This window comes from Geomonas sp. (assembly GCF_035254065.1).
In the GTDB taxonomy this organism is placed as follows: Bacteria; Desulfobacterota; Desulfuromonadia; order Geobacterales; family Geobacteraceae; genus Geomonas.
In genome coordinates, this window is record NZ_DATFBA010000201.1 from 1 (window position 1) to 12,163 (window position 12,163).

General features: G+C 63.3%; 9 protein-coding genes. 7 read left to right on the plus strand and 2 right to left on the minus strand.

What is annotated here, in order from left to right; genetic code table 11:
* On the minus strand, nucleotides 1-4,539 hold a 4,539-nt coding region (gene gltB, locus VJ604_RS09615; protein WP_324081974.1), incomplete at its 3' end, for a glutamate synthase large subunit.
* 546 nt (nucleotides 4,540-5,085) lie between these two features.
* Nucleotides 5,086-6,180, minus strand: coding sequence for an OmpA family protein (locus VJ604_RS09620; protein WP_324081976.1), 1,095 nt, complete (start codon nucleotides 6,178-6,180; stop codon nucleotides 5,086-5,088).
* A 413-nt stretch (nucleotides 6,181-6,593) separates the two neighbouring features.
* Here VJ604_RS09620 and VJ604_RS09625 point away from each other — a divergent pair, with 413 nt between their 5' ends.
* From VJ604_RS09625 to VJ604_RS09655, 7 genes are all read left to right on the plus strand, one after another.
* A complete protein-coding gene (locus VJ604_RS09625; protein ID WP_324081978.1) occupies nucleotides 6,594-6,743 on the plus strand; it encodes a hypothetical protein in 150 nt (49 codons plus the stop codon).
* 439 nt (nucleotides 6,744-7,182) lie between these two features.
* Nucleotides 7,183-8,754, plus strand: coding sequence for an amino acid adenylation domain-containing protein (locus VJ604_RS09630; RefSeq protein WP_324081980.1), 1,572 nt, complete (start codon nucleotides 7,183-7,185; stop codon nucleotides 8,752-8,754).
* Nucleotides 8,751-9,020, plus strand: coding sequence for a phosphopantetheine-binding protein (locus VJ604_RS09635; protein WP_324081982.1), 270 nt, complete (start codon nucleotides 8,751-8,753; stop codon nucleotides 9,018-9,020). Before VJ604_RS09630 ends, VJ604_RS09635 begins: the two co-directional genes overlap by 4 nt.
* Nucleotides 9,021-9,106: 86 nt before the next feature.
* Entirely contained in the window at nucleotides 9,107-10,018 is a 912-nt protein-coding gene (locus VJ604_RS09640; RefSeq protein ID WP_324081983.1) for a radical SAM/SPASM domain-containing protein, read from the plus strand.
* Between the two features lie 22 nt (nucleotides 10,019-10,040).
* Nucleotides 10,041-10,919, plus strand: coding sequence for an acetyltransferase (locus tag VJ604_RS09645; RefSeq protein ID WP_324081985.1), 879 nt, complete (start codon nucleotides 10,041-10,043; stop codon nucleotides 10,917-10,919).
* A complete protein-coding gene (locus VJ604_RS09650; RefSeq protein WP_324081987.1) occupies nucleotides 10,916-11,896 on the plus strand; it encodes a methionyl-tRNA formyltransferase in 981 nt (326 codons plus the stop codon). Before VJ604_RS09645 ends, VJ604_RS09650 begins: the two co-directional genes overlap by 4 nt.
* A gap of 72 nt (nucleotides 11,897-11,968) precedes the next feature.
* A partial coding sequence (locus VJ604_RS09655; RefSeq protein ID WP_324081989.1) for a nucleoside-diphosphate sugar epimerase/dehydratase occupies nucleotides 11,969-12,163 on the plus strand: 195 nt, incomplete at its 3' end.

A 12,163-nucleotide genomic window follows, 5' to 3' on the forward strand; every position in this document is an offset into this window, starting at 1 on the left:
CGCGGCGGCGTTCTCTTCGAAAGCCGCGGCCAGCGCCTCGTCGCCGCTCAGGCCTGAGGCCTGGGCCCTTTCCAGGGCCTGCAGCACCCGCTTGTAGTCGGTCGGCATGACCTTCACGAACTGGGGCGCGTAGGTCCTCCAGTTGTTGAGCACGGTCATGCCGCGGGAGCTGCCGGTCAGCTCCACATGCTTCTCGATCAGCGCCTTGACGACCTCGAGGTCCTTATCGGAAAGCTTCTCCAGGGCCGCCATCTCGGTGTTGCAGCGCCCCTTGAAGGTGTTGGTGTCGTCGAGGACGTAGGCCACGCCGCCGCTCATGCCGGCCGCGAAGTTCCTGCCGGTCTTGCCCAGCACCACCACGGTGCCGCCGGTCATGTACTCGCAACCGTGGTCGCCGACCCCTTCCACCACCGCGTTGACGCCGGAGTTCCTGACGCAGAAGCGCTCGCCGGCGATGCCGGAGATGAAGGCGGAGCCGCTGGTGGCGCCGTAGAGGGCTACGTTGCCGGCGATGATGTTCTCCTCCGCCTTGAACTTGGAGCCCTCCGGCGGGTACACCACCACGGTGCCGCCGGAGAGCCCCTTGCCGAGGTAGTCGTTGACGTCGCCGGAGAGTTCCAGCGTCATCCCTTTGGGGATGAAGGCGCCGAAGCTCTGGCCGGCAGAGCCGTGGAACTTCAGGCGGATGGTATTGTCGGGGAGCCCCTCCGCGCCGAAGCTGCGGGTGACCTCGTTGCCGACGATGGTGCCGACCACGCGGTCCACGTTGGTGATGGGGAGTTCCGCGCGCACCTTCTCGCCTTTCTCGATGGCCGGCTGGCAGATGGCGAGCAGCTTGGTCATGTCGAGCGACTTGTCGAGGCCGTGGTCCTGGGCCTCGGTGCAGTAGCGGCTGCCGTTGATACCCATCTGCGGCTGGTAGAGGATCTTGCTAAAGTCGAGCCCCTCCGCCTTCCAGTGGGCGACGGCGCGCTTGGGCTCCAGGCGGTTGGCGCGGCCGACCATGTCGTTGACGGTGCGGAAGCCGAGCTCCGCCATGATCTCCCTGAGCTCCTGGGCCACGAAGCGCATGTAGTTGACCACGTACTCGGGCTTGCCGGAGAACTTCGCCCTCAGGACCGGGTCCTGGGTGGCGACGCCGGCCGGGCAGGTGTTGGAGTGGCAGACGCGCATCATCACGCAGCCCAGGGTGACCAGCGGGGCGGTGGCGAAGCCGAACTCCTCGGCGCCCAAAAGGGCGGCGATGGCGACGTCGCGGCCGGTCTTCAGCTGGCCGTCCACCTCGATGACGATCCTCGATCTGAGGTTGTTGAGCACCAGGGTCTGGTGGGTTTCCGCAAGGCCGAGCTCCCAGGGGAGGCCGGCGTGCTTGATGGAGGAGAGCGGGGAGGCGCCGGTGCCGCCGTCGTAGCCGGAGATCAGCACCACGTCGGCGTGCGCCTTGGCCACGCCGGCCGCGATGGTTCCCACCCCCACCTCGGAGACCAGCTTGACGCTGATGCGGGCGCGGCGGTTGGCGTTCTTCAGGTCGTGGATCAGCTCCGCCAGGTCCTCGATGGAGTAGATGTCGTGGTGCGGCGGGGGCGACACGAGCCCCACGCCCGGGGTGGTGTGACGGGTCTTGGCCACCCACGGGTAGACCTTGTGCCCCGGCAGCTCGCCGCCTTCGCCCGGCTTGGCGCCCTGCGCCATCTTGATCTGCAGCTCCTTGGCGTTGGCCAGGTAGTTGCTGGTCACGCCGAAGCGGCCGGAAGCGACCTGCTTGATGGCGGAGTTCTTGGAGTCGCCCGCTTCGTTGGTCCAGGTGAAGCGTGCCGGATCCTCGCCACCTTCGCCGGTGTTGGAACGGCCGCCGATGCGGTTCATGGCGATGGCCAGCGCCTCGTGGGCCTCCTGGCTGATGGAGCCGTAGGACATGGCGCCGCTCTTGAAGCGCTTCATGATCTCCTCGACCGGCTCGACCTCCTCGATCGGCACCGGCACCCGGATTTCGGTGTTGAAGTCCAGCAGGCCGCGCAGGGTGTAGAGGCGCTCGTTCTGCTCGTCGATCAGCTTGGAGAAGACCTTGTACTCCTGGTAATCGCCGCTTCTGGTCGACTTCTGCAGGGACTGGATGGTGAGCGGGTTGAAGAGGTGCTCCTCGCCGTCCTTGCGCCAGCCGTACTGGCCGCCCGGATCGAGGGTCGGCTCCACCGGCACCCGCTGCGGGTACGCCTTCCGATGCCGGATGAGGAGCTCCTGGGCGATGCCGTTCAGGTCGATGCCGCCGATCCTGGAGGGGGTCCAGGTGAAGTACTTGTCGATCAGCGAGTCGTGCAGGCCGACCGCCTCGCAGATCTGGGCGCCGCGGTAGCTCTGGATGGTGGAGATCCCCATCTTGGCCATGGTCTTGACGATACCCTTGACCGAGGCCTTCAGGAAGTTCTTCACCCCCTTCTTGTGGTCGATGCCGGTCAGCATCCCCTGCTCGATCATGTCGTCGATGGTCTCGAAGGCGAGGTAGGGGTTGATGGCGGTGACGCCGTAGCCCAAGAGCACCGCGAAGTGATGCACCTCGCGCGGCTCGCCCGACTCCAGGATCAGCGAGACGTGGGTCCTGGCCGCGGTGCGGATCAGGTGGTGGTGCAGGCCGGCCACCGCCAGCAGGGCGGGAATGGCGGCGTACTCCTCGTTCACCCCGCGGTCGGAGAGGATCAGCACGGTGGTGCCGGTCTCCACCTGGTGGATGGCGGTGGAGAACAGGCTCTCCAGCGCCTTCTCCAGACCCGCGGCGCCGTCGGCCGCCTTGAAGAGCAGCGACAGCGTGTAGGCCTTGAAGCCCGGCTGGTTCAGGTCGCGCAGCCTCTCCAGCTCCTCGTTGGTGAGGATCGGGTGCTCGAGGCGGATCACCCGGGCGCTGGTCCCGGACGGCTTCAGCAGGTTGGACTCCGAGCCGACCCTGACCGAGGTGGCGGTGATGATCTCCTCGCGGATCGGGTCGATCGGCGGGTTGGTCACCTGGGCGAAGAGCTGCTTGAAGTAGCTGTACAGAAGCTGCGGCTTCTCGGAGAGGACCGCCAGCGGCGTGTCGGTGCCCATGGAGCCCAGGGGCTGGATGCCGTCGGTGGCCATGGGGCCCACGATGGTCTCCAGGTCCTCGAAGCTGTAGCCGAAGGCCTTCTGCCGCTGCAAGAGCGGGGATTCCTTGAACTTGGGGGCCTGGGCCGGCTTGGGGAGGTCGGAGAGACGCAGGTGGTTCACGTTGACCCAGTCCGCGTACGGCTTGGCGGTGGCGAGCTCGTTCTTGATCTCCTCGTCCGGGATGATGCGCCCCTGCTCGGTGTCCACCAGGAACATCTTGCCCGGCTGCAGGCGTCCCTTCTTGATCACCTTCTCGGGCGGCACTTGCAGCACGCCGGCTTCCGAGGCCATGATCACCAGGTCGTCATCGGTCAGGTAGTAGCGGCAGGGACGCAGGCCGTTACGGTCCAGCACCGCACCGATGATGCGGCCGTCGGTGAAGGTGAGGGCGGCCGGGCCGTCCCAGGGCTCCATCAGGCAGGCATGGTACTCGTAGAAGGCACGCTTCTCCTTGCTCATCCCCTCGTGGTTTTCCCACGGCTCCGGCACCATCATCATGATGGCGTGCGGCAGGGTGCGGCCGGTGCGGACCAGGAGCTCCAGGCAGTTGTCGAACATGGCGGAGTCGGAACCGTTGGCGTCGATGACCGGCAAAAGCTTCTTGATGTCGTCACCGAACAGCTCGGAGTTGAACATGGACTGGCGCGCGTGCATCCAGTTCACGTTACCCCTGAGCGTGTTGATCTCGCCATTGTGGGCCAGGAAGTGATAGGGGTGGGCGCGGTCCCAGCTGGGGAAGGTGTTGGTGGAGAAGCGGGAATGCACCACGGCGATGGCGGACTGCATGCTCGCGTCGCGCAGGTCGGGGTAGTACTGGTCCAGCTGGGCCGGCATCAGCATCCCCTTGTAGACGATGGTGCGGGTCGACATGCTAGGGAAGTACCAGTAGGGATCGACTCCGGTGTCGCGGATCTCGTGGACGGCGCGCTGCTTGAGGACGTAGAGCTTGCGGCTGAAGGCCTCTTCGTCGGCGCAGGATGCGTCGCGCTTGAAGAATATCTGCTTGACCAGCGGCTCGCCCGCCTTGGCGGTGTCGCCCAGGGAAGAGTTGTCGGTCGGCACGTCGCGCCAGCCGATCACCTCCACCTTCTCCTCGGCGATGATGCGCTGGAAGATGTGCTTGGCGGCGCTGCGCTCGGTGGGGTCGGCCGAGGTGAAGAGCATGGCGACGCCGTAGTCGCCGAAGGCCGGCAGCTCGATGCCCGCCTCCGGGCACACCTTGCGGAAGAAGGCGTCCGGGAGCTGGAGCAGGATGCCCGCGCCGTCGCCGGTGTTGTGTTCGCTACCGACTGCGCCACGGTGGTCGAGGTTGGCAAGGACGGTGATGGCCTGCTGGACGATCTCGTGGGATTTCTTCCCCTTGATGTTGGTGACGAAGCCGACGCCGCAGGCGTCGTGCTCGAACTGGGGATCGTACATCCCTTGCTTCTTAGGTAATCCTGTTGTTTTCATGTTCCAACCTTTTGCGAGGTAGTGTTGCATGCGATCGACGAGAGCTAGTCATTTAGCAATAATAGTGCCAGTTTGACTGTCAGAGGAGGGGGCGTGGAGCGCTCTTGAATAGCGGCATTTTTTCCGGGAGATGTTTCGGGGCGGTCCGTATACACTCTTTCTCTGTTTGCTGGTAGACTACATTTCTACTCAAGTGAGTACCCACTTTACCCGTATACGGGTGACAAAGGGAAGCAAAAAATGGAGGTCCCGGCTGCTGCCCGTTTTCTTTTAGGTTAGATTTCACTAACTTAACAATCCCTCTGTTGGCTCCTCCTCTACCACCGGGCGAGAGGGTGAGGATGAGGGAATGAGCATGATAAGATGGCGTCAGAGTACCGGCCACTCAAAAAAGAAGCCCTTGCCGTCTCTGACAGCAAGGGCTTCCCTTTCAGGCCAGGTTCCATCCACTTGGAGGGGGAGGGCCGTTGGCGGGCCCTTCTTCACTCGCCGGTGCCGGCCCTTTCCCTGTCGCTACTTCTTGACTACGCAGTCGATGACGGCGTTGATCCTGCGGTTCATCGCCCTCCCTTCGGCGGTGCTGTTGTAGGCAACTTCCCTGCTGGCGCCGTAGCCCTTGGCGGACAGGCGGGAGGCGTCGATGCCGTAGTCCTTCACCAGCACGTTGACCACCGCTTCGGCGCGCTGCTGCGAGAGCTTCATGTTGTAATCGGGGTTGCCGACGTTATCGGTGTAGCCTTCGATGACGGCGGTGGTTTCCGGATACTGTTTCATGTAGTCGGCGACCTTGGCGATCTCCGGTTTGTACTCGTCCTTGATCTGGTAGGAGTTGCTGTCGAAGTTGAGCAGCAGCGACATGCAGAGCCGTTCCGGAGGCTCGATCTTGGTGACGTCGAAGGCGCAGTCGATGATGGCTTCGATGCGGCGGTTCTTCTGTTTGCCTGCCTCGGTGGAGTTGTCGGCGATCGGCCTGGTCATCCCGTACCCTTTGGCGGTCAGGCGGGAGCGGTCAATGCCGAAGTTGTCGGCCAGGTAGTCGACCACCGCCTGGGCGCGGCGCTGGGAAAGATCCATGTTGTGCTCGGGGGTTCCCACGTTGTCGGTGTGCCCCTCGATAACGGCGGTAGTGGTCGGGTACTTCTTCATGAAGTCGCCGACCCTGGCGATCTCGGTACGGTACTCGGGCCGGATGTCCGCCTTGTTGATGTCAAACTCGATGTGCAGGGTCACGCAGTACTTGTAGTGGGGCGGCGGTACCACTACCGGGACCGCTGCAGCTGCCGGCGGAGGGCAGAGCGCGTTCAGTTTGTTGATGGCGTCCTGCGACATGGCGATGGCTTCCTGGGTACGGCAGACGGCGTAGATGGCGTAGGCCTGATCCACCTCGTCCTTGGCGGCCTTGAAGTCCGCCGGGCATTCCCGGTCCTTGCCGGCCGCGCGCGCGTCATCGACCTTGCGTGACGCTTCGCCCAGCGGCTTGTGAACCAGCATCCATCCGGTGTTTCTGTTCGGAGGCGATTTTTCCATGCTGGCGCATCCTGCCAGGAAGTTCGTTGCTAACAGGGTCATGATCAGTGCAAGCATTAGGTACCTGGTCTTGTTTTTCATCCTCTGCTCCTCCCCTCGCGGTTTTGTAGTTCCGGTGCGCTAGGTACCGGTTGTTAAAGTTTACAAGAGTCAACGATATTTTCATTATTAAGCAAAAAATTAAAAGCGGGGCTGTCGGTTGCGACAGAATTTGACTTGCTCATTCCAGTTTAACCCGCACGCGTCAACTTTCAATTCCCGCTCCCTAAAAACAACGCAATTAACCGATGTCAGATGCCAATTCCGGTGATTGACCGGCACCGGCCAATTTTCAATTTGGCTTCCCCCGGCCTGCTAATCCTCCGAGATGAGCTGCCAATTTGCGAGGCGGTGCTATAATTTACGCGGGGAATCCCGTAACTTTTCAGCCGCTTGCCGAAGTCGGCAGCTAACTGCAGGTAGGCGGCTGAAAACCCAGCGAGAGGTGGTCAGCTATGTTAGATAAAGCAGATCTTCTTTCGGCGTCGTTCCAGAACTGGCTGTTCGCTTTTTATCTGGACTACCGCGTCTGGCTGATTATTGCCGCATTCATTTCGGCCTACATCTTCGTGCTCTGCGCATTGCAGAAACCTCCCAAGGTCTAGCATGACTGATGTGCCGCCGCCGGGTTCGCAGACTCCCTCCCATGGAGTTACAGGCCCCGCTTTGTGCCGCGCGGGTGCGACAGTTTCTCGCTCTGCTGTGAGCTTCCCCCCCCTATCTCACCGGTTTCCAGAGGTCACGGCACTCTTTCCGAAAGCTTACGATGGACTGTCGGGAGCGCTCTTCGTTTGCGGTAACCGACCGCCGCTGTCCTCCGAATCGTTTCCCCCGCCACCCTCTGATGGGCCGGAAATTACGGGAAGTGCGTCACAATCTTGTTGGTGCGGTGATTGACATTGGAAACCTCTGTCCTAGAATTTGTATGCATCATCCTGCAACCGGGGCAGCTGAAAGGGGGAGTGTAAAAAATTACGGTGCTGGCGGCCGTGGTTTGGCTCTCTTTTGGGGAGGTATGTCAGTATGAGTCGGGAACCCCGTTTCTTGACATCTGGTTTCCTTAACTCGTGTCGGCGTTTTGCGGACCGCCCCGCCCTGGAGGTGCAGGGAAGGCGCCTGACCTACCGCCAACTTCGGGAGAAGGCTGCCTCCCTGGCGGCGACCCTGCAACAGGCCCCCAGCCCCGACTCCGAGCTCACCGCGGTCTTCGCCTACCGCTCCGAGACCGCCTTTACCGGCGTGCTGGCGGTCCTGTTGAGCGGTCACGGCTACGTACCCCTGAACGTCACCTTCCCGCCGGAGCGGACCCGCCTCATGCTGCAGCGCTCGGCCTGCCGGCGCCTGATCGTGGACGGCGAAAGCGAGCGGCAGCTCCCACTCATCCTGGAGGGGTCGCTCGAACCGCTCACCGTCATCCTTCCCGAGCGCGAGGAGGTGGCTTCCCTGGCGGCGAGCTTCCCGCAGCACCGTTTCCTGGGTGCGGCAGACCTGCAACCCGCCGGCCTTCTCACCCCGGTTCCGGTCTCAGTTAATTCGCCTGCCTACGTGCTGTTCACCTCGGGGAGCACCGGCATCCCGAAGGGGGTGATGGTCTCCCAGCAAAACGTGCTCTCCTTTGTCGAGGTGATGGTCGAGCGCTACGCGGTCACCGAGTGCGACCGCTTCTCGCAGATGTTCGACATGACCTTCGACCTCTCCGCCTTCGACATGTTCGTCGCCTGGGAGCGCGGCGCCTGCCTCTGCTGCCCGACCAAAAAAGAGTCGATCATGCCCCAGAAGTACATCCGGGACTCGCAGATCACCGTCTGGTTCTCGGTTCCCTCCACCGGGATCTTCATGAAGACGATGGGGATGCTCAAGCCCGACTGCTACCCGGGACTCAGGCTCAGCCTGTTCTGCGGGGAAGGGCTTCCCTCCTCCCTGGTCTCCGCCTGGAGCGAGGCCGCGCCCAATTCGCTGATCGAGAACCTCTACGGTCCGACCGAGCTGACCATCGCCTGCACCCTTTACCGCTGGGACCGCCAGCATTCCCACGCCGAATGCGAGAACGGGCTGGTGCCGATCGGTTACCCCTACCCGGCCATGTCGGTGCTGGTGGTGAACGACAAGCTGGAGGAGGTCGAGCCGGGGGAGACCGGCGAACTGCTGATGAGCGGACCGCAGCGAAGCCTCGGCTACTGGCGCGACCCCGAGAAGACGGCGGCGGCGTTCGTCGTGCCCCCCGGCAAAAGCGAGCTCTACTACCGCACCGGCGATCGGGTGCGGCGGCCGCTGGGGGACAGGCCGCTCATCTACCTGGGGCGCATGGACACCCAGATCAAGGTGCTGGGGCATCGGGTGGAGCTTGCCGAGATCGAGTCGGTGCTGCGCGAGGAGGCGGGGATTGATACGGCCATCGCCTTGGGATGGCCGCTCACCGAAAGCGGGGCCAACGGCGTGGTCGGCTTCGTGAAGAGCAACGGGCTGAGCTCCCAGGAGATCATCACCAGGGCCGGCAGGAGGCTCCCCGACTACATGGTTCCCAAACAGATCCACCTCATGGAGAGCTTTCCGCTCAACAGCAACGGCAAGGTCGATCGTAAGGAACTCACGAAGTATCTGGAGATGCAGTTATGAACCAGTTGAACGTCGCCAGTGTCCGGGAATTTCTGCTCGACTTCGTCGACGAGCGGCTGTCGGTTAGGGGGTACTCCGCGGCGGAGGTAAACGACGAGTTCGACCTGCTGGTCAGCGGGGTCATCGACTCCCTCGCCTTTCTGGAAATGACGGTGGCGCTGCAGGAGCGCTTCGAGGTCGAGTTCGATTTCGAAGAGATCGACCCGGTGCAGCTTTCCATCGTCGGTCCGCTCTGCCACTACGTCAGCTCCCTGAAAAACGCCTAGCGCGAGCTTCCCATAACATGTGCTGTTTCCCGGACCCGCCGGCGGGCCATCGGGAAAGTTGCGTATCAAGAGGCAAGGAGGGATCGATGATGCAACCTGAACTTTCCAAGATCGCCGCCACATTGCAGGAACTCCCCTTTCCCACCCGCTTCGCGGTGGAGGTCTGCTCCGCCTGCAACCTCGAATGCATCATGTGCCATCACCCCAACATGCGCAGGCCCAAGGGGCGAATGCCGCTGGAACTGTGGAAGATCTGCGCCGACGAGATCGCGGCGGTTGCCCCCGACACCCAGTGCTGGTTCTCCTTCATAGGCGACCCGTTCCTGGAACCGGAGCGCCTGTTGCAGATGCTCCATTACGGCAAGCGGGCGGGGCTTCGTTCCCTCAACATCAACACCAACGGCATGCTGGCCACCCCGGATCTTGCCGACCGCATCCTCGATTCCGGCGCCGACCTCATCGTGTTCGGCCTCGATGGCTTTCACCAGGAGACCTACGAGAAGATACGGGTGAAGGGGAACCGTGACCAGGTCTACGCCAACATCTCCCACCTGCTGGCCGAGCGCCAGAAACGGCATGAGGGCCCCCAGATCCAGGTACAGTTCATCGAGATGGACGAGAACGAGAAGGAGAGGGAGCTTTTCACCCGCTACTGGCTGGAGCGGGGCGCTTCCATCAAGCTGCGCAACAAGCTGAGTTGGGGAGGGAAGTTCGAGACCCCGCTGGAGGTCCCCAAGCAGGAGCGGATCGCCTGCCCCTGGGCCACCACCATGATGCACGTCTACTGGGACGGCAGGGTCCCCCGCTGCCCCGGCGACACCGAAGGGGAGGAGGGGGCGGGTAACGCCTGGGACGAGCCGCTCTCCATCCTCTGGAGACGGCTGGGGAGTTACCGAAAGCTGCACCTGGAGCGCCGCTTCGACGAGTTGCCGGAGCGCTGCCGGGATTGTAAGGACTGGATGACCGGGGCGGCCGAGAGGATCAATCTGGACTCGTGAACGGCGACTGAGCGGGGGGATGATGGAACCGACCAACAAGACACTTTTTTTGTGCGGGGCGGGCAATCTCGAGGGAGTGCATCTGGCACTCACCGTCCAGAAGGCCAGGCGCCGCTGGGACCGGATATTTCTGTTGGACGACGACCCGGACAAGCGGGGGAAATTGGTGCTGGGGGTCGAGGTCCTGGGCCCCTTCTCCCTCTTGGCAGAGGTTGATCCCCGCTCGTCGGAGATCGCCAACCTGGTCACTCGCAGCTCGGTGAGGAGGTGGGTGGCCTGGGGGCGGCTCAGGAAGTACGGCCTCCCTTTCGCCTCCCTGATCCATCCCAACGTCGACACCCTGGGCGCGCAGCTGTGCGAGGGGATCACCGCCTATCAGAATTCGGTGATCGGGCCGGCTGCCAGGTTGAACGACGGATCGGTGGTGATGGTGGGAGCCGTCGCGGGCCACGGCTCCTTCCTGGGGCGCTGCTGCATCCTCGCCCCCAACGCGGTGGTCAACGCCAGGGTGAGGGTGGGGGAGGGGACCTACGTCGGCACCGGCGCGGCCATCATGCCCGAGCTCACCATCGGCGAGTGGTCGACCATCGGGGCCTGCTCCGCGGTGATCCGCGACGTCCCGGCCGGCGCCACCATGATGGGGGTCCCCTCCAAGTTGGTGGTGAGCCTCGAGCAGAAGCTCGCCTCCGAGAAGGACGAGAATCTCCCTCCCGACGTTCGCCACGAGATGAGGAGTCGTCTGCAAGCTGGGGCGGAGGGGGAAGCGCCGGACGCTTTCAGCGAGAGGGGTGCGGCTCAGAAGCCGGTGCGGGTCGCGGTGCTCTCCGCGGCCAAGGAGAGCTGGCCAGGCGGCAACCACACCCTGGAGCCGGTGCGTGGACCAGAGCAGGCGCGTGGATGAAGACCATCGTGGTGATCGGCAACGGGAGCATGGCCGTCGACTGCCTGAAGATCATCAGGATGCATGGCCAGGCGCGGGTCCCCCTGGTGGTTGCCGACCCCCAGGACGTCTCGCTGCTGTTTTTGAAGCAGTACTGCGGCCTGGAAGGTATCCCCCTTCAGCTTAGCGGAGCCGTCAACTCGGCGGACACCGTCGGCCGGATCAGGGCGCTCGCCCCGGACCTGATATTCAACATCAACAGTTTCCAGATCATCAAGGAGGAGCTGATCGCCGTCCCCCGCGAAGGGATCATCAACTTCCACAACGGCCCGCTCCCCAAGTACCGGGGGATCAACGTCTGCTCCTGGGCGATCATGAATGGCGAAAAGCGCTACGGAGTCAGCTGGCACCTGGTGGAACGAGGGGTCGATGCGGGAGACATCATCGCCCAGCGTTTCTTCCCGGTGTCCGAAACGGAGACGGCCTTCAGCCTGATCGCCAAGTGCATCAAGGAGGGGGTGCTGCTGTTCGGGGAGTTTTTTCCCGCCCTTTGCCGCGGGGAGTTGCCCAGGACCCGTCAGGACCACGCCCTCGCCAGCCGGTACACCAGAAAGGACATCCCCAACGACGGTTACGTCGATTACGGCTGGAATTTCGAGAAGTTCGACCGCTTCGTCAGGGGGCTCAACTTCACTCCCATCCAGAACCGCTTCGTCCACCCCACCTCCATCGTCAACTCCATGACCTTCTACATCCAGAAGGTGGCGCGCTACCAGGGGGCGGTCCCCTCCCAGCTGGAGCCGGGCACCATTTTGGGGGTCGGCGAGGGGGGGGTAGACGTGAAGATCAAGGATGACGCGCTGCGGATCACCCAAGTCTTGAACGACAGCGCAAAGCCCGTCCGCCTCGACCGCTTCATCGAAAACTACCAGCTGCAGGTTGGCGGCCGCATGGAGCCGTCCGGCTGCGATGCCGCCTGGAGTGGGCTTTCCCGTTGACACTGGCCGTCCCCGGCCCCGGCAGGCGCTGGGACAGGGGCATCGGCTGCGACCGCTGCCAAAGGAGGTCGTGTGAAAACGCTTTACCTGTGTGGTGCCGGAAACCCAGAGGGGGTGAGGCTGGCGCTCAGCGTGAACGCCGTGCGGCAGCGCTGGGAGCGCCTGCTCATTCTCGATGACGACCCCTCCAAGCACGGCCGCTCCCTGTTGGGCGTGGAGGTCGCCGGACCCTTTTCGCTGTTGGAGAAAGCTGACCCCGCCACCGAC